We start from the raw sequence: 22,886 nt of genomic DNA on the forward strand, positions 1-22,886 counted from the left end.
GCCTCCTGGAGGTCAGGCCGGGCTGGGCTTGGAGAGGAAGGTGTTGACGCGGCGCACCATCGCCCGCGCCGCGCGGTCCGGGGAGAGACCGTCGAGCAGGGCCTGCTGGAGCACCTGCGACATGGCGTTCTGGAAGTCGGAGCCCGCGCCGACGAACCAGGCCGCCGGGTCGAGGACCACGTGCGAGGCGGCCGACTCGTAGTGGGCCTGCGGCAGCAGTTCCGAGTAGGCCTTGGTACGGGTGACGGGCGTGTACGCGGGGATGTGCCCGGCGGTCGCCCACGTCTGGCCCGCCTTGAGCAGGGCGGCCACGGCCTGATGGGTGCGGCGGCGGTGCCCGGCGTCGGGGGCGTCGCGGTGGGGGAGCACGAACGAGTGCGAGTCGGCGTAGACCGCGGGGGTGCCGAAGACGGTCGGGAAGGGAGCTGCGTCCACCTTCGTGTCCGCGGTGCGGAAAGTGCCGAGCTCCCACTCTCCGGACAGCGCCATCGCCGTCTGCCGGTTGGTGAACGCGGCCACGCTCGCGTTGTAGTCGAGCCGTTTGGGGTTGGCCTCGCCGTCGACCAGCTTGGCCATGAACGAGATGACCTCGGCCATCCGGTCCACGTCCACCTTCGCGGGGCCGCCGGGCGGCAGGTCGAAGACGCCGCCCGTCTGCTTGTACAGGCCGTAGAAGAGCCGCCACCCCTGCGCGGTGTCGTTCACGTACCCGAAGGAGATGCCCTCCTTGCCCGAGGCCCTCGCCAGCTCCCGTCCGGCGGCGAGGAACTTGTCGGGAGACGAGAACGCGTCCAGGTCCAGCGTGCCGTCCGCCTTCAGCAGCCCCGCCTTCCTCGTCGGCTCCGGGTGGAAGAACACGATGAAGGGATGGGTGTCGAGCGGGATCGCGTATGTCGCGCCCTTGTACTGCGTCCGGCTCCACACCGCGTCGGCGAAGTCGCTCTCGTGCACGCCGAACTCGGCCAGCAGGTCCATGTCCCACGGGTCCACGAGCCCGGTCGGCGCGTAGCCGGCGAGCCGTGACATGTGCGCGACGGCGACGTCAGGGCCGCGCCCGCCGGCCGACGCCATGGCCAGCTTGGTGTAGTACGGGGTGCCCCACTCCAGGACGGTGCGCTCGATGTGCGTACCCCGCATGTCGGGTTGCGCCGTGCGCACCATCTCGTTGAGCAGGCCGCCGTCGGCCCCCTGGAACAGGTCCCAGAGGCGGACCGTGCTGTCGTCCGCGGCCAGTGCGCTGCCGCAGCCGCTGAGCGCGCCCACGCCGAGGACCGACGCCCCGGCGGCGAACGCGGCCGTCAGGGCGCGGCGCCTGGTGAGCGCGGGGCGACCGACGGGGGCGGGTATGCCGGTCATGAGGCTCCTTCCCGGCGGGCGGCGGGGTCGTCCCGACACCGCCACCCACAGGCATACATCGATGTAAACGAGAGGACCGACTGAGCTAGTTCACGTTCTCGAAGGCGGCCGCGCGCAGCTGCGCCGCCCGCAGCAGGGCGGTGTCGACCTTCTCGCCGCGGTCGAAGCGGTAGACGCCGTTGCGCTCCTGGAAGACGTCCGTCAGCTGGGTGTAGCAGTAGCCGAACATGTCCGGGTCGTCCAGCAGGACGCCCGTCAGACCGGTGAACCGCTCAACGAACTCCTCGGCGCTGCGCGGCCGTTCACCGTAGCCCCAGGAGTCGTCAAGAACGTTGCCGGCGGCCTCGGCGGAGGCCGTGGCGTCCCACCAGATACCGCCGAACTCGCTGCAGAAGTACGGCTGCCCGTTGTACGGGACCGACCAGACGCGGCCCTCGGGGCCGGTGTTGACGTACGGCCGGTCCTCCGCGAGGCCGCGCATCGTCTTGGCGAACTCCACCGGGTCCTGCTCGTAGCAGTGCGAGTCGTACACGTCGGTTTCCGGCACGCGGTGGGCGTAGCCGGAGGCGTCGATCACCGGGCGGGTGCCGTCGGCCTGCTTCGTGGCCCGGAACATCGCGTGCGTGACGTCGTCGAGCTGGGTGATGCGGTCGTGCAGGTTCTGGTACGTCTCGTTCAGCGGACACCAGCCGATGACCGACGGGTGCGAGTAGTCCCGCTCGAGGGCCTCCAGCCACTGGGTGACGTAGCTCGCGTCCGGCCGCTGGTTGTCGTCGCGGACGCCGACCTCGCAGCCCCAGTCGCCGAACTCGCTCCACACGAGGTAGCCAAGACGGTCCGCGTGGTGGAGAAACCGCTCCTCGAAGACCTTCTGGTGCAGGCGCGCTCCGTTGAAGCCGGCGGCGATACCGAGTTCGATGTCGCGTACGAGGTGGGCGTCGCTCGGCGCCGTCATCACGCCGTCCGGGTAGTACCCCTGGTCGAGGACGAGGCGCTGGAAGACGGGTGCACCGTTCAGGAGCAGCCGCTTGCCGTCGATCGACACCGAGCGCAGGCCGGCGTACGAGGCCACGCGGTCCACCGGCGCCCCCTCGGCATCGACGATCTCGAAGGTGAGGTCGTACAGATGCGGGTCGGCCGGTGACCACACGCGCTGCCGGTCCTCCGGCACGGCGAGGGTCAGGATCGGCGTGAGGTCCAGGTCGGCGCGGGCCTCGGCGGTGACGATCGCGCCCTGCTCGTCGGCTAGGGTGGCGCGCACCCGGTGCCCCGGGGCGTTGCCGGTCAGCGGAAGCTCCAGGTGGAAGGTGCCGGACGCCAGATGCGGGGTGATCCGGGGCCGCCGCAGGGCGACCGCGCGCGGCACCGGCTCCAGCCATACCGTCTGCCAGATGCCGGTGGTGCGGGTGTAGTGGCAGTGCGAGTTCGCGAACCAGGTGGCCTGCTTGCCGCGGGCCTGCGAGCCGTGCCGGGTGTCGCGGGCCCGCACCACCAGCGTCAGCTCCTCGCCGGGAGCGGCGATGGCGCCGAGGTCCGCGGAGAAGGGGGTGAAGCCGCCGCGGTGCCGGGCGACCTCCGTCCCGTTCGCCCATACCGTCGTGTCGTGGTCCACCGCGCCGAAGTGCAGCAGCACCCGGGCGTTCGCCCAGTCGGCGGGCACCGTGACCGTGCGCCGGTACCAGACGGCCTCCATGAAGTCCGTCTCGCCGATCCCGGACAGCTCCGACTCCGGGCAGAAGGGCACGGTGATGCGGTCGGCGAGTTCGCGCTCCCGCAGGCCGCGTTCCAGGCCGGTGTCGGACCGGTCGATCTCGAACTGCCAAGTGCCGTTGAGATTCAGCCAGGCGTCGCGGACGAACTGCGGTCGCGGGTACTCGGGACGGGGAACAGGCATGGTGCTCCTTGCCGGGTCAATGCGGTGCCAGTTGGTGCGCGGCTCATGGCACCATGGCGATTACATCGTTGTAAATATGCGGAGCGAGGCGGGATCGGGCCCGAAACCGTTTCGTGATGCTCGGTACGATCGCGGACGGCAGACGGAAGGAATGGACAGCGTGGCGGCCAGACCCAGGATCAAAGACGTTGCGGAGTACGCGGGTGTCTCGCCCAAAACGGTCTCCAACGTGATCAACAACTTCGAGCATGTCTCCGACCGCACCCGCGAGGCCGTCCGGGAGGCGATCGACGCCCTGGGCTACCGGGTCAACATCGCGGGCCGTCAGCTGCGACAGGGCCGCACCGGCATGATCACCCTCGCTGTCCCCGAACTGGATGTCGCCTACTTCTCCGAGCTGGCCAAGCACGTGATGACCGAGGCCGACCGGCACGGCAGAACGGTACTGCTCCACCAGACCGGCGGCTCGCGAGAGCGTGAACTGGCCGCGCTGCACGGCTTCGACGCCCAGTTCTCCGACGGGATCATCCTCAGCCCGCTCGCGCTCCGGCCCCAGGACCTCGCCACCCGCGACCGCCGGCTGCCCGTGGTCCTGCTCGGCGAGCGGCCCGCGGAGGGCAGCACCGACCATGTCGCGATCGACAACGTACGGGCCGCACGCGACGCCACGGAACATCTGCTGGCGCGCGGCCGCCGCCGGATCGCGGTGGTCGGCGGCCGCGTCCGTGGCCGCCAGGGCACCGACCGGCTGCGCACGGACGGCCACCGGGCGGCGCTGAAGGCGGCCCACGTCCCCTTCGACAGCGACCTCGTGATCGGTGTCGACGCCTACCACTGGCAGGACGGCGCCCGGGCTGCTGCCGCGCTCCTCGAACAGCGGACGCCGCCGGACGCGTTGCTCTGCCTCAACGACCATCTCGCCCTCGGCGCGCTGCGGGCCCTGCACGAGAAGAACGTGAGCGTGCCGAAGGACATGGACGTGGTCGGCTTCGACGACATCGAGGCGTCCCGGTTCAGCGTGCCCACCCTGACGACGGTGGCCCCGGACAAGAGGGAGATCGCCCGCGCCGCGGTCCTGCTGCTCATCGACCGGATCGACGATCCCGACGGCGGGCCGCTGCAGGACCACGTGGTCGGGCACGAGGTGATCGTGCGGGAGAGCACGGGCGGCTGAGGCGCCGGGGGAGGGCCTGCCCGCGGGCGGACAGCGGAGCGGTCTCGAGCACGTGCACCGTCCAGTCCCGGGCTTCCAAGCCGGCGCGGAGCGATCGAGTTCCTGAACTGGGGCGGTTGACGAGGCGGCGGTGCGCTCGGGCGGCGTAGCCGCATGTGAGAGCCAGCAGGGCGCCGCGGCCACCGGCCGGCGACACCGTGCCGAGCCCGGACGTGCCGGCCCTGGTCGGCTACCGGCCCTGCCATGACCGACCCCACCCTGCTCCGGCGGCTGGGCGAACTCGCGCCCCTGGTGCACGTGTTGTGGGGAGAGAGCGACCGCATCGTCGACCCCGAGTAGGGGGAAGGCCTACGCGGCCCGACGCCCGGTGCGCCACAATGACCGTTCCGTCCTGTTGCCGCACGGACCGGGGGGCCGGACATGACGAGCAAGCGTGAGCGGCCGCCTGTGGCGGGGGCAGTTGGGGCCGTCTGCGTCGCTGCGGCACTGGCGTTCGGCGTCTCCGCGTGTGCCGGCGAGTCGGACACCGACTGCACCGGTGGGGCGTACGAGGTGGAGTGCCATCCGGTGTACCGGCCCCCGAGCACTGCCACGGCCCCCACGTCGCCGGTCGCGGCACCTACCAGTTCGTGCCCGTCGGACTGGGCAGAGGTGTGGAAGCAGGTGCACGCGCGAACCTGGGACGCCGCCTGCCCTCCTCCCAGTCCCTTGGGAACCGTCCCACCGGCTCCGACCGGTTGACCCCTCCGCCACGTCAGCGCCCGCGCTCGTGCTGGCGGGCCGCTGCGTGCGTGTCGTCGTAGTCGAGCAGCAGCCGATCAGCAGCCCGCTCACAAGGAAGTCCGCTTCGGCGCTGCCGAGGTCCGGCCGGTCGCGACCACCGTGCGGAGGGGGAACGCGATGAGTAGCGCGGCAGCGACCAGCAGCCCGCTTGCCCATAGCGGCCCTAGGGTCCCGACCGCGGTACTGAGGGTGGTCGCGGCGATGAGAGGGCCGGCGGCGGCGCCGATGTTGAGGGCCGCGGTCGCATACGAGCCGGCCATGGCGGGAGCTCCGGCCGCCTCGTAGAGGACCCGGGTGATCAGTGTGCTGCCCAGCGCGAACGACAGCGCGCCCTGCACGAACACGAGGGCGAACAGGGCGACCGGCTGGTGGGCCAGCATGGCCAGGGCCGGCCAGCCGAGGAGCAGCAACGGACCACCGACTGCGATGACCAGACCGGGACGCTGGTCGGACAGCCGGCCGGCGACGGCGACCCCGACGGAGGAACCGGCACCGAAGAGCACCAGCGCGACAGAGATCCACAACTCGTCCAGCCCGGCGGTGTCGGTCACCACGGGAGCGAGGAAGGTGAAGCTCGCGAACGTCGCCGCGTTCACCAGTGCGCCGAGCAGCATCACCAGGAGCAAGCGCGGCCGGGTGAGCTGGGCTAGCTCTGCTCGCAGGGCCGGCCCGCCAGTCGCCTCTGCCTGCTCCCGTCCCGTGGGGATCCCCTTCAAAACGCCGAGAGCTGCGGGCAGGCAGAGAGCGGCGACGGCCCAGAAGGTGGCCCGCCAGCCGAGCAACGTGCCGAGTACCGCCCCCGCAGGGACACCGGCGATCGTGGCCACCGTCGTGCCTGACAGCAGCACGGCCAGCGCACGTCCCTTCTTGTCGGGCGAGACCAGCGTGGCAGCAGTCGTGAGAGCGACGGCGAGGAACCCTGCGTTCGCGAGTGCGGCGACGACCCGGGTGGCGAACAGGACGGAGAAGCTGGTGGTGAGGGCACCCACGATGTGGGCTGCCGCGAAAGCGAGGATGAATCCGGCAAGGGTCGAGCGCCTGGGCCAGTTGCGGGCAAGCGCGGCCACCAGGGGGGCGCCGACGACCATGCCGATGGCGAAGGCTGAGGTGAGCACGCCTGCGGTCCCGACGGAGACGTCGAGTTCTGAGGCGATGTCCGGCAACAGGCCGGCGAGCATGAACTCCGAGGTACCCATGGCGAAGACCGCCAGGGCAAGCAGGTACAGCGGGAGAGGCATCGAGTGGCTCCGGGGTGAGGAGAGGCACGAGAAGGTCATCTCGTCACCGCGGCCAGCCCCAGGGGCACACGCGTCCCACCGCAGCATGCGGCGCGACGACAAGGCTACGAGCTCAGGGGTTCAGGGGGCTGACGGCGTGACCGAAAGCCCCCACCTTGTCTGACTCAGGACTCGACATGGCCCGCACGCTACCCGACCGACGCCCGCCAAGGCACCTAGGTTTCACCGGCATTGGCCTGCGTCACCAACGTCCCGTCCCGCAACACCCAATGAGACTGCTCTGCGGTGCTGTGGTCGCGGGTGGGCACGAGCGTGCCGTCAACGAGGAGCACGTGCCGGCGCGGAAGCGTTTGCGCTGCGCGCGGGAGGGGGCGGTCCAGGGCAGCGTCGCAAGAACACTGGCGTGACGTTCCAGAGTGGTTCCGTCACGCTCAGCCATGTTTGGCCGGGGCGTTATCCCCATGCTGCGATAAACTGGTTAAAACTGTGCGCGCCCGCCGTCTCTACGCGGCTCGGCCGCCCGGCGGTGCGGCACGGGGTACTTGCGCGGTCGGCGGGAACTCCATGCCCACAGCCCCAGGGGACGGCGCCTTCCCGCAGGTCCGTTCTCAGGTAGGTCGGTTCATGGACCTCAACACCATCACCGAAGTGATCCGGCAGCCGTCCGAGCAGCCAGGCAGGGACTGGCACCAGGGCGACGCCTGGCTCGCAGGCGGAACATGGCTCTATTCCACGGAGCAGCCGGACCTGCGACGGCTGATCGACCTGACGGCGTTGCGTTGGGAGCCTCTTGTTCCGACGGACGAGGGACTGGAGATCAGCGCCACCTGCACCATTGGCGACCTGTACGCCTTTCCATGGCCGGAGACCTGGACCGCCGGAATTCTCTTCAGGAAGAGCTGCGAGGCATTCCTGTCCTCGTTCAAGGTCTGGAACGCGGCGACCGTCGGCGGAAACATCTGCCTGTCCTTGCCCGCCGGCCCGATGATCACGTTGACGGTCGCGCTCGAGGCGCGGTACGAGCTCTGGGGGCCCGACGGCTCCGTACGCATCGTCGACGCCCTGGATTTCGTCACGGGCGACCACCGCAACATTCTCGCCCCCGGGGAGATCCTCCGGCGCATCACCATTCCGGAGTACGCGCTGCGCAGAAGCACCGCGCACCGTCGCTTCACACTGACCCGGCTCGGCCGCTCGACGGTGTTCCTCGTCGGCACGCAACGTCCGGGAGGGAATGACCTGCTGCTCACCGTCACCGCCGGAACCACGCGGCCGGTCCGCTTCGCCTTCGTGTCCCTGCCCGACGCCCGAACCCTGCGGCAGAGCATCGACGCCCTGCCCGCCGACGTCTGGTTCGCCGATCCCAACGGGACCCCCGACCACCGTCTGCACCTGTCACGGCACTTCGCCGAAGAGATCCGCCGCGAACTCACGGCTGGGGACCTGCCATGACCTACATCGTGAACGGCCGGAGATTCGACCGGGCACCGGCCCCGGGCCAGTGTCTGCGCACGTTCCTGCGCGCACTCGGCCACTTCGGCGTCAAGAAGGGGTGCGACGCGGGCGACTGCGGCGCCTGCACGGTGTGGCTGGACGGAGTGCCTGTACACAGCTGCATCACCCCCGCCTTCCGCGCGAACGGCCGTGAGGTGACCACGATCGAGGGCCTCGGGCGACCAGGCGCCGCGCATCCCATGCAGCGGCAGTTCGAGGACGCCCCGGGGTTCCAGTGCGGCTTCTGCACCGCCGGAATGATCATGACGTCGGCGACCTTCACCGAGGACCAGAAGGCAGATCTGCCACGGGCGTTGAAGGGCAACCTCTGCCGCTGTACCGGATACCGGGCGATCGAGGACGCCGTGAAGGGCGTCAGCGCGGTGGAGACGGCGGCACCGGGCAAAGCCGTCGGAACGAGCGTCGGCGCCCCCGCGGGCCATGACGTGGTGACCGGTCACGCCGAGTTCACCATGGACACGTGGATCGGCGGCATGCTGCACCTCAAGGTGCTGCACTCGCCCCACGCCCACGCCCGGATCCTCTCGATCGACAAGAGCGCCGCCCTCGCGGTGCCCGGCGTGCACCGGGTCTACACCTGGGAAGACGTCCCCCGCAGACGCTTCACCACGGCGATCCACACCGACCACCTGGTCGACCCGGACGACACCTACATCCTCGACGACACGGTCCGCTTCGCCGGCCAGCGCGTCGCCGTGGTCCTGGCCGACACGATCGGGGCGGCGGAGGAGGGCTGCCGGCGTCTCGCCGTCGAGTACGAGGTGCTGCCGGCGGTGTTCGACCCGGAGGCGGCGATGGCCGACGGCGCGCCCCAGCTGCACGGCTCCCACGATCCGTTCGTCCGCGACCCCGGCCACAACATCCTGGTCGAACTCCACTCGCACATCGGTGACGTCGACGCGGGGTTCGCCGCGGCCGACGTGATCCACGAAGGCACGTACTTCTCCCCGCGGGTGCAGCACGCACATCTGGAGACGCACGGTTCGATCGCCTGGATGGAGGACGGCCGGCTGAACGTCCGCACCAGTTCCCAGTCACCGTCGATCGCGAAAGTCAAGCTGGAGTACCTGTTCGCGCTGCGCCCGGACCAGGTGAGGGTGTTCTGCAAGCGCGTCGGCGGCGGATTCGGCGGCAAGCAGGAGGTGATCGCGGAGGACCTGGTCGCGCTCGCCACCCTGGACACCGGACGGCCCACCTGTTTCGAGTACACCCGTGAGGAGGAGTTCACCACGGCCTCCCCGCGGCATCCGATGAGCCTGACGGTCACGCTCGGCGCGAAGGCTGACGGAACGCTCACCGCCTTCCAGGTACGCAACGTGTCGAACACCGGTGCCTACGGGAACCACGGCGGCGAAACGCTGTACGCGGGCGGAGCCGCCGTCATGATCTACCGCTGCCCCAACAAGAAGTACGACGCGTACTCCGTCTACACGAACACCGTGCCGAGCGGGGCGCTGCGCGGTTACGGCATGACGCAGCCGGCGTTCGCCGTGGAGTCGGCGATGGACGAACTGGCCCGCGCCCTGCACATCGACCCGCTCGAACTGCGCCGACGCAACATCGTGCGGCCGGGTGAGCCCCTGCTCGCGCTGCACGAGGGCCCCGACGACGTGGTCTTCACGGAGGACGGCCTCGGCCGGTGCATCGACCTGGTGGGTGACGCCCTGGCTCGTACGGCCGGCCAGCTGGCCCCCGGCCCCGAGTGGCTCGTCGGAGCCGGCGTGGCGAGTTCCCTGCACGAGACCGCGCCCCCGACGGACCACCTCTCCGAGGCATGGGTCACACTGGGCGACGATCTCGTCTACGAACTGGCCGTCGGCACCGCCGAGTTCGGGGAGGGGACCTCCACGGCCCATGTCCAGATCGCGGCCAACCAGCTGGGCACGACACCGGCACGGATCCGGCTGGTGCAGTCCGACACGGACCGCACGGGATTCGACACCGGTGCCTTCGCCAGCGCGGGCCTCTTCGTGGCGGGCAATGCGGTCCTGCGGGCGGCCAATGCCGTGCGCGACCGCATTCTGCAGTTCGCCGCCGCGCACACGGGCATCCATGTCGTGATGTGCACGATGGACGACGACGGTGTCGTCTGCGGGGACCGGCGGGTGTCGCTGGCCGAACTCGTCGCGCTGGCCCGGAGACGTGGAATCCGCTTCACCGCCGCCCGCAAGGCATACGGCTCGCCCCGGAGCGTCACCTCCAACACCCAGGGGTTCCGGGTCGCCGTGCACCGTGTGACGGGTGAGATACGGATCCTGTACAGCGTGCAGGCGTCCGACGCCGGGGTGATCATCAACCCGGCGCAGGTCCGGGGACAGGTGGAGGGCGGTGTCGCCCAGGGAGTCGGTTTCGCGCTGACCGAGAACCATCAGGTCGACGGCAACGGCGTCATGGTCAACCCGAACCTCCGGAACTACCGCATCCCCACCTACGCCGACAGCCCCCGTACCGAGGTCCTCCTGGTGGGCTCGGCGGATTCGGTCGGGCCGCTGCGGGCGAAGGGGATGGCGGAGTGCTGCATCAACCCGGTGGCTCCCGCGCTCGCGAACGCGGTGCATGACGCCACAGGTGTCCGCTACCGCGCGCTGCCGCTGACTCCGGAACGCATCTACGGCCGGCTCTCTGCTGAGCAGTCGGTGCCGACGGGCTGAGCCGCCATGAACAGCGAAAGGAACGTAGCCGCCGCGGCGACGGCGATCATCGGCCAGAAGGTCCTGCCCGGGACGGAGCGGGAGTTCGAGTCATGGCAGGAGGATCTCAACGCCGCGGCCGCGTACTACCCCGGTTTCCTCGGCGCCGAGGTCTCCCCGCCGACGGCGCTGCAGTCCGATTGGGTCGTCGTGTACCGGTTCGACTCGGTGGCGCATCTGCAGGCGTGGATCAACAGCGCGACCAGGCAGACGTTTCTCGACGTCGGCTCCAAGTACTTCGACGGTCCGGCGACCCAGCAGGTGGTCAGCAGCGGCACCCAGTCACTGGATCCGCTGGTCACCGTGGTGGTCACGCACCGCGTCTCCCCGAACCAGGTCGACGACTTCCTCGCCTGGCAGCACCACATGGTCGAGGAGGAGAGCAAGTTCGAGGGGTTTCGCGGGACCGAGCTCTTCCGCCCCATCGAGGGGCTTCAGGAGGAATGGACCACGCTGTACCGCTACGACAGCGCGGAACACCTCGACGCGTGGCTGACGTCGCCTCAACGGCAGCGGATCCTGGCCGAGGGCGAGAAGTTCAGCGACTTCAAACTGCGTACGATCGACAACTCGTTCGGCAGTTGGTTCGCCTTCGAGGGCAACGCCAAGGAGGAACCGTCGCCCCCCTCCGAGACCAGGACCTCCCTCGCGGTCTGGGTCGGCCTGTACCCGACTGTCGTGCTGCTGACGCTCGCTCTGTCCCCGCTGCACATGCCGCTCTGGATCGGCCTGCTCGTGGGCAACCTGCTGTCGAGTTTCCTCATGAGCTTCCTGACCATGCCCTACTACGTGAACCCGATGCTCGGGCGATGGCTGCGGCCGGCACCGGACGAACCGGTCAGGAGCAACCTCCGTGGTCTCGGCATCGTCGCGGTGGCGATGGTCTTCTGGGTCGTCGTCTTCTACCTCGTCACGGTCCGGTTCTGGACGCTGCCCTGACCGGCGACATCGATAGCCCGCCGTCCTGAAATGCCGCGGCGATCGATGTCCGTGACCTGGCAGCCTGCATCCCCGGCAAGGCGCTCCGGGTGGACTGGGTGGACTGGGTGGGCGACAACACCACGCTCGACGGAGTTGACGCCGGCAAGCGGACTGTGCCGGGCGAGCGCCTCGACGCGGTGAACGATCGTAGGCTTCGTGACCATCCTGTCTGGCTGACGATCAATGAGGCGGTCTGTACCTCTTCGCCCCCCACACAAGATCATGTAAGTGCAAGATCCTGGCGGGTGTTTCTCGTGGGTTACGGAGGCTTCACTGGCAGACTCCGAGGTGAAGTGAATGGCGCATGCACGGAAATGAACGGCGCATCCATGGACATACAGACCATCGGAATGGACCTTGTCATCTCGTAAGCGAGAGCAGATCATGACCCCCAGCCGCGCAGGCACGCTGGGGTATCCCTCCCCCCAGGCCTGTAGGACTTGGCCGAGCTAGGCCCCACCCGGCCCCGGTAGCCGACTCCCCGTCCGCTGCTCGAATCCTGCTCCGACTCCGACGAGTCCCGCATCCGGCTACCGGCCTTCTGCCACTCCGTTGTGCCTCAAGTGATTCCGGACACCTTCGCACGGGAGAGCTACACCATGACCATTGCTGTGCATCAGCATGCCCAAGAACTGCTCGACCAGGGCTACACCCTGATCGAAGGCATCACCTCCGACGAGGAGGCTGCCGAGGCCCTGCGCCCGTTCGGTGAGCTGATACCCCAGTACGACGGGGAGCTCCGCTACCAGGTGAAGGCGGCCCCAGGCTTCGAGGACCGCCGTTACTCCAAGAGTACGAACACGATCCTGGTGCACACCGAGGCGCCGGGCTGGTCACCTCCGCCGCAATATCTGGCCCTGCACTGCCGGGTGCAGGCCACCTGCGGCAGCGGACACACTGAACTGGCCGACGCGCGGGCCTTCCTGTCCGGCCTCGACGAAGCCGACACCATGGCCGTGCGCGAGCGGCAGATCGACTGGGTGGGGCACAACACCGCCGGCACCGGCACCGAGGGTGTGCGCAGTCCCGTGGTGGAGTCCACTACCGACGGCCGGGAGATCATCCGGTTCAGCTACAACCTGCTCACGGCCGGCCACTACGACCCTCCGGTCGACGCGGTCCCCGATCCGGCCCGCCTTCCGCTCGGGCGGCTCGGTCTTGAACTGGCCGAGCGGGCGGCGGAGTTCTTCCGCGAGTACAAGGTGTCGGTCCTCATTCCAGAGAACGCCGTCCTCGTCTGGGACAACCAGCGGATGCTGCACGCCCGTTCCGAGTACCGGGACGCGCGGCGTCACCTCACCCGTTACTGGCTCGCCCAGCAGATCTGACCGCCCTCCCCTACATGAAGGACCTCATGAACGTCGACTCCCCTCTGCCCACCGACGAGTCCGGCGACAAGCCCGAAGGCGAGTTCGTCGACGGACCGGCCGCCGCGCTGCCCGACGGCGTCCCGAGCTTCGACCCCACCGACCCTGTGGAGAGCGCCGTCATTCGGCGCTTGGTGGGCAACTGGCACCGACGAGCCACGGTCAAGCGGGACGAGCCCGACCTGGATGACCTGTTCGAGCCGGAGCGGGCCGACTACCCGGAGGGCATCCTTCCCTTCCACGACCACCCGACATGGCAGGCGCTCGCTCCCGAGAAGCGCTCGGAAGTGCTGAGCTGGGCATGGATCGCCTACAACCGGCACACGGTCATGGCCGAACAGAAGGTGGCGAACCCGGCGTTCGCTCTGGTGATGGAGGGCGAGTACCCCGCGCTCCAGGGCGAGGCGCTCAATCTGTCGCTGGCGCAGGCCATGGTCGACGAGCAGTACCACACCCTGATGCATCTCAACGCGAGTGCGGTGACCCGGCGTCGGCGCGGCCTGGCCCTGCCGGACCACGCGTTGCCGCTCTCCCACACGGCGCGCGTGCACGAGCGGCTGCGGGAGAGCGTGCCGGAGCGGTGGCAGCGTTCGTTGACCACTCTGGCGTTCGCGACGGTCTCCGAGATTTCGATCAACGCTTACCTGGACCTCCTCGCTGACGACACCGAGATCCAGGTCATCAACAGCACCACGGCGAAGCTGCACAACCGCGACGAGTACTGCCACGCCTCCATCTCCGCTGTGCTGGCGGAGATGGTCTACGGCAAGCTCGACCCCAAGCAGCGCCGGTTCTTCCTGGACATGCTGGTCGAGGGGCTCGACGCCTTCGTCGCCAACGACTACACCACCTGGAACACGATCATGGACCTCGCCGGTATCGCCGGAGGTCACGAGATGCTGGCGGACTGCCAGGCCGACACCGGACGCAAGCGGCTGGTGCGTGAGTACACGGGGCTGCATGGCCTGGTGGAGCAGTTGGGCGTTTCGGACCAGGTCGACTTCGACTGGTCGCGCTCGCACGTCGCCACCGTCTGACCCACCCCCCACCACCCACCGGCCATGGCGGGTCTCCCTCACTGACACGGTCTGAGGTTCCTCGGTTGAAATTCTTCTCCCACGAACGCCTGGCAGGGCTGGCCCGCGACCGCGGGATGCCGACGACGTACCTGCGCGACCTGCGGGTCGTGTCCGCCGTCCTGCCCTTCAGAGTGAACGAGTACGTCGCGGACCAGCTGATCGACTGGTCCGCGGCGCCTGACGACCCGATCTTCCGGCTCACCTTCCCGCACCGGGACATGCTGCCGCCTGAGATGTACGACACCATCGCGGGGCTGCTGGACAGCGGCGCATCGCGCGAAGTGGTGCGCAAGGCGGCCGCCGAGGCGCAGACGCTCCTGAACCCCCATCCCGGTGACCAGTTGGAGGCCAATGTTCCGACGCTCGAAGGGCGTCAACTGCACGGCCTGCAGCACAAGTACGCCGAAACGGTGCTTGCCTTCCCGTCGCAGGGACAGACCTGCCACGCCTACTGCGGCTACTGCTTCCGGTGGGCTCAGTTCGTCGGCGTCGCCGAGCTGCGGCAGGCGCTGCGTGACCCCGCCGATCTGACGGGCTACCTGGGTACCAAGCCCGCCGTCACCGACGTCCTGTTCACCGGCGGCGACCCAATGATCATGAAGACGCCGGTGCTGCGCCGCTGGATCGATCCCTTGCTCGATCCGGCCATGGAACAGGTGCGGACCCTGCGGTTCGGCACCAAGGCGCTCGCCTACTGGCCCGACCGCTTTGTCGGGGACGACGACGCCGACGATCTGCTGCGGCTCTTCGAACGATGCGTCGCGGCGGGCAGGCACGTGGCCGTCATGGCCCACTTCTCGCACCCGAGGGAGCTGGAAAGTCCTCTGGTCCGCAAGGCTGTCGCCCGGATCCAGGCCACCGGGGCGCTGATCCGGTCGCAGGCTCCGCTGATCGGCCATGTGAACGACGACGCGGCCGTCTGGGCCCGCATGTGGCAGCAGCAGGTGGAACTGGGCATCGTGCCCTACTACATGTTCGTGGAGCGGGACACCGGCGCCCGCAGCTACTTCGGGGTGCCGCTCGTCCGGGCCCTGGACATCTACACCCGGGCCGTCCGCGGGGTGTCCGGCCTGGCCCGCAGCGCCCGCGGGCCGGTGATGTCGGCCGCGCCCGGCAAGGTGGTGGTCGACGGCATCAGCACGATCGCGGGGGAGCGGGTCTTCTCGCTGCGGATGCTCCAGGCACGCGACCCCGAACTCGTCGGCCGGCAGTTCTTCGCCGCGTACGACTCGACCGCCGAATGGTTCGACCAACTGCGTCCCGCGCTCGGCTCGTGGTTCCCCGAACAGCCCCTTTCGCGGATGCTTCCGCTGCTGCCCGCAGGTGCCCTGTGAAAGTCACCGCATACGAGATCAGCATCACCCAGCGCTACCTGTGGCGCTCCGCCCGCGAGGCGATCCCGGTGCAGCATGCCCTGATCGTCGAGGTGGAGCAGAACGGCATCAGCGGTTTCGGCGAGGCGTCCGCCTTCATGACCGCCCACTACAACTCGGACCTCGACCGGATGCACGCCGACCTGAGACGGCTCGCTCCCGTACTGTCAGGTCTGGAGCCCGAGGACCCGTTCGCGGTCTGGAAGGTCCTCGTCAGCCACCTGCCGGACTCACCGTTCATCCTCGCGGCCCTGGACACCGCCGTGCACGACCTGCGGGCCAGGCTGCTCGGTGTACCGCTGTGGCAGGCACTCGGGCTGGAACCTCCGACGGACGTGCGCTCCAGTTTCAGCATCGGCCTGGACGAGACCGACGTCATGGTCACCAAGCTGCGCGAGCGGCCCGGCTGGCCCGCGTACAAGGTGAAGCTCGCCGACCCCGGTGACCTGAGTGTCCTCAAGGAGCTGCGCAGGCACACCGACGCGCCGTTCTACGTCGACGGCAACTGCGGCTGGGATCTCGCCGGGACGCTCCCCGCGCTGGAGGGGATGCGCGAACTGGGCGTCGAACTCGTCGAGCAGCCTTTCGCCCGCTCCGCGTGGCAGGACGCCCAGGTCCTCAAGGAGGCAGCCCCGATTCCCGTCATCGCCGACGAGAGCATCACGTCTCTTCACGATCTGGACGCCTGCGCCGCCGCCTTCCACGGCATCAACGTCAAGCCGATGAAGGCAGGCGGTACGACTCCGGCGCTCGCGCTGTTGCGCAGCGCCCGAGAACGCGGTCTGAGGACGATGCTCGGGTGCATGCCCGAATCGGCGGCGGGTCTGTCCGCCACCGGTCACCTCGCCTCCCTCGCCGACTACCTGGACGTCGACTCGGTCGTACTCAACGCGGTCGACACCGGACAGGGCATCGGCGTCGACGCGGTCGGCCGCGTCACGCTGCCCGGCCGGCCGGGCTCGGGCTTTCGGCCCGACCCCGCCGAGCACGGCTGGCGCGTCCGGCCGGTCGACGCGGAGGTGATCCGGCCGGTCCGTCACCAGGTGCTGCGGCCCGGCGAGCCCCCGGAGAACTGCGCCTACGCGGAGGACGGCCTTCCTGGCGCCCGGCACTTCGCCGCGCTGCGCGCCGGCCGTGCGGTCGGTGCCTGCTCCCTCTATGACGAGGATCCTCCCGAGGGACGCACGGTGCCGGGCCTTGTGCCCGGCACGGGGCGCCGGCTGCGCGGTATGGCCACGCTCGAGGAGGCGCGTGGTACGGGGCTCGGTGCCGCGCTGCTGCGCACCGCACTGACCCATGCCGTCCTGGACGGCGCCGATGTCGTCTGGTGCAACGCACGCACCGACGCGGCCGGTTTCTACCGCCGACACGGCTTCCGGGTGGCGGGCGACCCCTTCGAGATGCCCGGTATCGGACCGCACCTGTTCATGCATTGGAGCCCGCGATGACCACAGACTCCTGGACCGGGGCGATGATCGAGGAGAGCACGGCGCGCACCCTGGCCGCCGCCGCGCTCACCGCGGCCGACGTTCCCGGCACGAACGCCCAACGGGTCGCCGACGCACTGGTCGACACCTCCCTGCGAGGCATCGACACGCACGGCCTGCGTCTGCTCCCGCAGTACCTCGACGAACTGGCGAGCGGAGTGGCCAAGGCCAAGGCCGACATCACGGTCGTACAGGACCGGGGGGCGGGACTACTCCTCGACGCGGACGGCGCCCTCGGCGTTCTCGCGGGTCTCGCCGCCGCCGGGTACGCGGCCGAGCGGGCCGCGAGCTTCGGCGTCGCAGCTGTCGGTGTCCGCGCCTCCAACCACTTCGGAGCCGCGTCCGTCTACACCCGGCGGCTGGCCCGCGAAGGCCTCATAGGCCTGGCGGTCACCTCGGCGGCCTCGCGGGTGGCGCCCTTCAACGGGGTCGAGCCTCTGTTCGGAACCAATCCGATCAGTGTGGCGGCGGGCGGCGACGAGCGGGAGTTCGTGCTCGACATGGCGACCAGCCAGGTCTGCTTCGGCGAGATCAAGCAGCGCCGCTCGGAGGGCCGCGGGCTCGATCCGGGCTGGGCGACCGACGTGAACGGGCGCCCCACCGAGGACGCGGGTGAGGCAACAGCCCTGTCACCGCTCGGCGGTTACAAGGGCCAGGGGCTTGCTATGGCCGTCACTCTGCTCGGTGCCGTCCTCACCGGCATGCCGCCGGACTGGCGGCTGTCGCAGGTTGGCGAGGGAACTCCCGGACGCCCCCGTCAGGTGGGCCACTTCGTGCTGGCCCTAGACCCTGCCGCGTTCACCGGGGAGGAGCAGTTCACCGCCGGTCTCGGCGAGCTGCTGGACACCGTGCGCGAGGCACCCGGGTCCGCGGGGACGGCGGTGCTCGCACCCGGCGATCCGCAGCGCGCGCACGAACTTCGTCGGCGCGCCACGGGCATCCCGCTGGACGGCCGGACCGCCGAACTGCTTGCCGCCTGCGCCGAGCGCCTCGAAATTCCGGGGCCCGTCACCGGGCAGGAGGTGCCGCGCCGATGACCCTCGTGCTGATCAGCCCGCGTCACACCTCCCTCCCCTTCGCCCACTGGCTGCCCGAGCGGGCTGGACGGATGGTGGCCGTTGCGGCCGCCGGAACACCGATCGGTGACGGTTTCCGCGAGGTCCGTACCGTCGCGGACTACCGGGACGACGCCGCCGTCCTGGCAGCGGCGCGGGACCTCGCGAACCGCCACCGCCCGACGACCCTGCTTGCCCTGGCGGAGTCCGACCTCGAGCGCGCCTCCTTGCTTCGCGGCGAGTTCGGCCTGCCCGGTCTCGGCTCGGCCGCCGCGGCGGCGTACCGCGACAAGGTCCTGATGAAGGAGTACGCGAGGAAGGCGGGGATCCGCGTACCCGACTTCGCCCCCGTACGGCGGCCCTCGGACGTCACGGATTTCCTCGCCGTCCGCCCCGGTCCGGTCGTGGTCAAGCCGCGCAGCGCCTCGGGGGCCACCGGCGTGTACGTGGTCGACAGCGTGTCCGAGGCCGCCGCGCTCCCCGCCGGATTGCTCGAGTCGACACCGTACGAGGTCGAGGAATTCGTCGAGGGCCAGCTGTACCACGTGGACGCCTTCCGCGTGGACGGCTGCCGGGTGGCCGCCGTGGCCTCCCGGTACACCACGCCCGGCTGCCTGTCGCACTGGTCCGACAGCCCGCACGGTTCGCGTACCCTCACGGCCGGAGACCCCCTGCGGCCGCTCCTCGTCCGGGAGGCGTGGCGGCTGGTCGAAGCGCTCCCCTCACCACCCACCGTGTGTGTGCACGCCGAGTTCTTCGTCACGCCCGAAGGGACGGTCGTGCTGTGCGAAGTGGCCGCCAGGGTCGCGGGCGGCACCATCCCGGTCATGCTGCGGCACGTCCTCGGCACTGACCCGCGGGAGCTGTGGGCTCGCGTCGAGTGCGGCCTGCCGAACGACCTGGACGCCGTACGGGAGCACGTGGCGGCGGCCCCTCTGGCAGCCTGCTGCGGATTGCCGCCGCGCCGGGGCCGGATCCGGCGTACTCCACATGCCCCCGCCGGCGCGCTGGACTTCACCTTGCACAACGGCGCCGGTGACGACTGGGGCGGCGAGCGCTACGCGCAGCGCAAGTCCGGGGACTTCGTCGCCAGCTGGGTGGTCACGGCCGATGACGACGAGCGTCTGACGGCCGCGTTGGACGCCACCGTGGCGCAGGTGAGCGCCGGTTTCGACTGGGAACTGGAAGCCGTCTCGGGAGCCGTCATATGACCTACCGCCCATTCCCGGCCGACCAGGGGCCCGACACGGAGCCTGGCACGACGACCGCGGGCACCGACGCGAACGGCACCCCCGCGGGTCGGCCGACGCAGCCGCAGGCCCCGGCGTACGCCGCCGTCCGCCCCCTGGACGGTCACGTCCTGCCCCCCGGCACGCGCCCGACTGCCGACGACTTCCCCGCTCTTGACGAGCCGGCCGTCATCTGGGAGGACGCCCGCTGGTGGCGCTTCACCGAGCGGACGGATCTGCACGAGGTGCGGTACCTCAGCGTCGACGAGGGCGGCCGCACGGTCGCCCTCGCCCCTCTGCTGCTCACCCGGGAGGCGGGAGGACTGCTCTTCTACGACCCGCCCCGGCTGATCGGCACTGCCGGATCGATGGCCGAGCCCGACATCCTGGACCCGGCGGACCAGGAACGCTGGAGTGAACTCGGCACGGCCCTGCCGCTGGCCCGGCCGGACCAGTACCCCTCCCTCACCCTAGGCGTCTTCGGTTCCCACCACGGTGTGGCCCACGCGACGGACCGCAGCCCCGCCCAGCGCGCCGCGGTGATGGCCGCACTGCCCGGCCTGCTGCGCCGGGCCGCCGCCGAACTCGGCTGCCGCAGCAGCGCCCTGCTGTACGTCGGGGAGCCGGACGCGGCCGCCGTGGACAGCGCGGCGCGCCGGAGCGGATACCAGGCTGTCCTGCTCGGAGCCGAAGGAGTCCAGCACCTCCCCGAAACTGACTGGGACGGCTATCTCGCCGGACTCGGCAGTCACCGCCGGCGCCGTATCTGCAAGGAGGTGGACGGATACCGGCAGGCCGGCTGGCGTACCGTCGCCCGCTCCGGTCCGGACGCCCTGGACGACGAGGTGGTGGCCCTCCAGGTCGCCCACCGCGCCAAGTACGGCCTGCCCGGCGGCGAGGACCGGGTGCGTCGCGACTTCGACGCCGTCAGCGCGGACCTGGGGGACAGCTGCCTCGTCCTCGGCAGTGAGCGCGAGGGCCGCCTCGGCGGCTTCGTCCTGTACTTCCGGGCCGGCGACGCACTGTTCGCGCGTACGGCCGGTTTCTCACCCGAGGCCAAGGGCTGCTACCTCGCCCTGACCTACCACGAGACGGTCCGCTGGGCCCTGGACCATGGCATCCGCCGGATTCACTACGGCCTGTCCGCCTACCAGGCCAAATTTGCACGAGGCTGCGAACTCCAGCCCCGCTGGGGCTGGTTCGCCTTCGAGGGCCCCCACGCCGGTGTCTACCGGGATGCCGCGGATCTGCAGTCCCGCAGCATCGAACGGCGCCTCGCGTCGGTGGGCGCACCGGTCGTCCCGCTCGCCTCGCTCTCCAGCCGCCGCAGCACTACGCCTCCATCCGTCACCCCATCCCAGGGAGCCGAGAAATGCAGCTGACACCCACCAGCACCATCTGGATGGACGACGAGTTCGTTCCCTGGGACGAGGCGCAGGTCCACGTGCTGACCCCGAGCCTGCACTACGGCTGGGGCGTCTACGAGGGAATCCGCGCCTACGCGACGGACGAGGGACCCGCCGTCTTCCGGCTCCACGACCACCTCAAGCGGCTGCTCGACTCGGCCCGCGTCTACCTGATGGACCCCGGTTACACCGTCGACCGGCTCGCCGACTCCTCGCTCGAACTCCTGCGCCGCACCGGCCTGGACTCCGGTTACCTGCGCCCGATCGTCTACCTGGGCTACGGCGCCATGGGCATCACACCCGACCTGAACAGCGTCCGCACCACTCTGGCCGCCTGGGCCTGGGGCTCGTACCTGGGGGAGAAAGCCGAGCAGGAGGGCTGCCGGCTGACCGTCAGCAGCTGGCAGCGCAACGGCATCAACACCATGCCACCGCTGGCCAAGTCGACCGGTGCGTGCGTCAACTCCTCGCTTGCCAAGGTGGCCGCCCTGCGGGCCGGTTACGACGACGCGCTGATGCTCACCCCCACGGGGCACGTCGCCGAGGCCTCTGCGGCCAACCTCTTCGTGATCCGGGACGGCGTGCTGCACACCCCGCCGGTCAGCGACTACATCCTCCCCGGCATCACCCGGGACACGATCATGACCCTTGCCAGGGACCTGGGCCTCACCGTCGAGGAGCGAAGCATCACCCGCAGCGAGATCTACGTGGCGGACGAGGCGTTCCTGACGGGCACGGCTCTGGAGGTCGTGCCCGTCGCGTCGGTGGACGACCGGCCGCTCGCGTCGGCGGGCTGCGGACCGCTCACCAAGCAACTCCGGGACGCGTTCGTGGACGTGGTCCACGGCCGCGACGAGCGCTACCGGCACTGGCTCACCCATGCCTGAGGACCGGAACCCGGGGGAGAGCGGCCGCACGGCCTCCGGGATGCTGCGCAGAGTCACCGGCCGGGCGGGCGGCTTCCTGCTGCCCGACAGCCGGGCGGGCCGGACGCTGGTGGTCGGGTCCTTCGTGGACGCGCTGGGCACGGGCATGTTCATGAGCTCCGCCACGCTGTACTTCGTGGGCGTCGTCGGTATCGCGGCGGACCGCATCGCGTGGGCGTCCACACTTGCCGGGGCCCTCGCCCTGCTCGCCCCGGTGCCCCTGGGACGGCTCGCGGACCGGTTCGGACCGGGCCGCTTCTACATGGTGCTGCTGGTACTCCGCGGCCTCGGCTACGCCTGCTACGCCTTCACCACCCAATTCGCGCCCTACCTGGTCCTCACCATGGCGCTCACCGCGCTCGACCGGGCCAGCACCCCCATCCAGCAGGCTGTGGTCACCGTGGCCGTCGACGGAAACGACGGCACCCGCACGATGGCCTCCATCCGCGCCGTGCGGAACATCGGCTTCACGGTCGGCATCCTGCTGGCCGGCGGGGTGTTCGCGGCCGACAGCCGCCCGGCGTTCACCGCCCTCTTCCTGGGCAACGGGCTGTCCTTCCTGGTGATCGCGTTCACTGTGCGTCTCGCGCTGAGCCGCGTCGCCGGCCAGGGCGCGCGGCCGCCGGAGTCCGCGGCGGGTACGGAACTCGGCGCGTCCCCGGTTCCCTCCGGAGGGGTACGGTCCCCGTTCCGGGACGGCTGGTTCATGCTGTTCACGCTGGCCAACGGCATCCTGTCGCTCTACGACACCGTGCTGCTGGTCCTGTTGCCGGTCTGGGTGATGCAGTACACGGACATACCGTCCGCCGTGGTGCCGCTGCTGATGGTCGTCAACACCGTGCTGACGGTGGGCCTCCAGATCGTGATCGCACGCCACGTGGACGAACCGGCGACCGCGGTGCGCTTCCTGGTGGTCTCCGGCGTCCTTCTTGCGGTGAGCTGCGGCTTCTTCGCTCTCGCGCAGGGCACCACGAACACCGTCCTGGCGGTGGCGATGGTGCTGGTGGCGACCGTCGTCCTCACGGTCGCGGAGAACCTCCAGTCGGTCGCCGCCTGGGAACTCTCGGCCGTCCTGGCCCCGAAGGCGGCCCGGGCCCGCTATCTCGGTGCGTTCAGTCTCGCCTTCACCGGACAGAAGGTGATCGGCCCCAGCCTGCTGGTGATCGCCCTGCTGCCGGCGGGCCTGCTCGCCTGGCCGCTGCTCGCCACGGCGTTCGGCTGCGCCGCCGCCGTCTCGGGCACATCGGCACGCCGCGCCCTGGCCGCGCGAGTCGGGCGGCTCCCGGCCGTCGTCCCCTCACCCGTTGCCGAGAGTCCGGTGGAACAGACCTGA

17 protein-coding genes and 1 pseudogene are annotated in these 22,886 nt (G+C 70.1%); 14 read left to right on the forward strand and 4 right to left on the reverse strand.

Annotated elements, in window-relative coordinates:
* Positions 1 to 12: 12 nt before the first annotated feature.
* Together CCN33_RS13235 and CCN33_RS13240 are read right to left on the reverse strand one after the other, a co-directional pair.
* Positions 13 to 1,356: an extracellular solute-binding protein gene (locus CCN33_RS13235; protein WP_086693828.1), complete on the reverse strand. Its 1,344-nt coding sequence runs from the start codon at positions 1,354 to 1,356 to the stop codon at positions 13 to 15.
* 85 nt (positions 1,357 to 1,441) lie between these two features.
* The gene (locus CCN33_RS13240; RefSeq protein WP_086693829.1) at positions 1,442 to 3,250 is read right to left on the reverse strand and encodes a glycoside hydrolase family 2 protein; all 1,809 of its coding nucleotides are present in this window, start codon (positions 3,248 to 3,250) and stop codon (positions 1,442 to 1,444) included.
* A gap of 151 nt (positions 3,251 to 3,401) precedes the next feature.
* On the opposite strand from CCN33_RS13240, the gene CCN33_RS13245 reads away from it, so the two are divergent.
* A complete protein-coding gene (locus CCN33_RS13245; RefSeq protein ID WP_086693830.1) occupies positions 3,402 to 4,424 on the forward strand; it encodes a LacI family DNA-binding transcriptional regulator in 1,023 nt (340 codons plus the stop codon).
* An 830-nt stretch (positions 4,425 to 5,254) separates the two neighbouring features.
* Here CCN33_RS13245 and CCN33_RS13255 read toward each other — a convergent pair.
* Together CCN33_RS13255 and CCN33_RS33765 are read right to left on the reverse strand one after the other, a co-directional pair.
* Complete coding sequence (locus tag CCN33_RS13255) at positions 5,255 to 6,445, reverse strand: Cmx/CmrA family chloramphenicol efflux MFS transporter (protein WP_086693831.1); 1,191 nt, start codon at positions 6,443 to 6,445, stop codon at positions 5,255 to 5,257.
* Positions 6,446 to 6,717: 272 nt separating this feature from the next.
* Positions 6,718 to 6,803: pseudogene (locus tag CCN33_RS33765) on the reverse strand (IS5/IS1182 family transposase); the annotation flags it as partial.
* A gap of 266 nt (positions 6,804 to 7,069) precedes the next feature.
* Between CCN33_RS33765 and CCN33_RS13260 the strand changes: the two are divergent.
* From CCN33_RS13260 to CCN33_RS13315, 13 genes are all read left to right on the forward strand, one after another.
* Positions 7,070 to 7,897 (forward strand): FAD binding domain-containing protein, encoded by an 828-nt coding sequence (locus tag CCN33_RS13260; protein WP_086693832.1) that lies wholly within the window; start codon positions 7,070 to 7,072, stop codon positions 7,895 to 7,897.
* Positions 7,894 to 10,611: a molybdopterin-dependent oxidoreductase gene (locus CCN33_RS13265; RefSeq protein WP_086693833.1), complete on the forward strand. Its 2,718-nt coding sequence runs from the start codon at positions 7,894 to 7,896 to the stop codon at positions 10,609 to 10,611. The genes CCN33_RS13260 and CCN33_RS13265 overlap by 4 nt, the downstream gene beginning before the upstream one ends.
* Positions 10,612 to 10,617: 6 nt before the next feature.
* Positions 10,618 to 11,589: an antibiotic biosynthesis monooxygenase gene (locus tag CCN33_RS13270; protein WP_086693834.1), complete on the forward strand. Its 972-nt coding sequence runs from the start codon at positions 10,618 to 10,620 to the stop codon at positions 11,587 to 11,589.
* A 107-nt stretch (positions 11,590 to 11,696) separates the two neighbouring features.
* Positions 11,697 to 12,002: a hypothetical protein gene (locus CCN33_RS31570; protein ID WP_140394532.1), complete on the forward strand. Its 306-nt coding sequence runs from the start codon at positions 11,697 to 11,699 to the stop codon at positions 12,000 to 12,002.
* Between the two features lie 228 nt (positions 12,003 to 12,230).
* On the forward strand, positions 12,231 to 12,959 hold the full coding sequence (locus tag CCN33_RS13275; RefSeq protein ID WP_140394533.1) for a TauD/TfdA family dioxygenase: 729 nt from the start codon (positions 12,231 to 12,233) through the stop codon (positions 12,957 to 12,959).
* Positions 12,960 to 12,973: 14 nt separating this feature from the next.
* Positions 12,974 to 14,035 carry an AurF N-oxygenase family protein gene (locus CCN33_RS13280; protein WP_244173784.1) on the forward strand — a complete coding sequence of 354 codons (1,062 nt, stop codon included), beginning with the start codon at positions 12,974 to 12,976 and terminating at the stop codon, positions 14,033 to 14,035.
* A gap of 65 nt (positions 14,036 to 14,100) precedes the next feature.
* Positions 14,101 to 15,411 (forward strand): KamA family radical SAM protein, encoded by a 1,311-nt coding sequence (locus tag CCN33_RS13285; RefSeq protein ID WP_208621742.1) that lies wholly within the window; start codon positions 14,101 to 14,103, stop codon positions 15,409 to 15,411.
* Positions 15,408 to 16,898, forward strand: coding sequence for a GNAT family N-acetyltransferase (locus CCN33_RS13290; protein ID WP_086693838.1), 1,491 nt, complete (start codon positions 15,408 to 15,410; stop codon positions 16,896 to 16,898). The genes CCN33_RS13285 and CCN33_RS13290 overlap by 4 nt, the downstream gene beginning before the upstream one ends.
* Positions 16,895 to 17,974, forward strand: coding sequence for an Ldh family oxidoreductase (locus CCN33_RS13295; protein ID WP_086693839.1), 1,080 nt, complete (start codon positions 16,895 to 16,897; stop codon positions 17,972 to 17,974). Before CCN33_RS13290 ends, CCN33_RS13295 begins: the two co-directional genes overlap by 4 nt.
* A complete protein-coding gene (locus CCN33_RS13300; protein WP_086693840.1) occupies positions 17,971 to 19,203 on the forward strand; it encodes an ATP-grasp domain-containing protein in 1,233 nt (410 codons plus the stop codon). Before CCN33_RS13295 ends, CCN33_RS13300 begins: the two co-directional genes overlap by 4 nt.
* Positions 19,200 to 20,603: a GNAT family N-acetyltransferase gene (locus CCN33_RS13305; protein ID WP_086693841.1), complete on the forward strand. Its 1,404-nt coding sequence runs from the start codon at positions 19,200 to 19,202 to the stop codon at positions 20,601 to 20,603. Before CCN33_RS13300 ends, CCN33_RS13305 begins: the two co-directional genes overlap by 4 nt.
* On the forward strand, positions 20,594 to 21,514 hold the full coding sequence (locus tag CCN33_RS13310) for a branched-chain amino acid transaminase (protein WP_086693842.1): 921 nt from the start codon (positions 20,594 to 20,596) through the stop codon (positions 21,512 to 21,514). The genes CCN33_RS13305 and CCN33_RS13310 overlap by 10 nt, the downstream gene beginning before the upstream one ends.
* Positions 21,507 to 22,886, forward strand: coding sequence for an MFS transporter (locus tag CCN33_RS13315; RefSeq protein ID WP_208621743.1), 1,380 nt, complete (start codon positions 21,507 to 21,509; stop codon positions 22,884 to 22,886). Before CCN33_RS13310 ends, CCN33_RS13315 begins: the two co-directional genes overlap by 8 nt.

The organism is Streptomyces recifensis, assembly GCF_002154615.1.
GTDB classification, from domain to species: Bacteria; Actinomycetota; Actinomycetes; order Streptomycetales; family Streptomycetaceae; genus Streptomyces; species Streptomyces griseoluteus.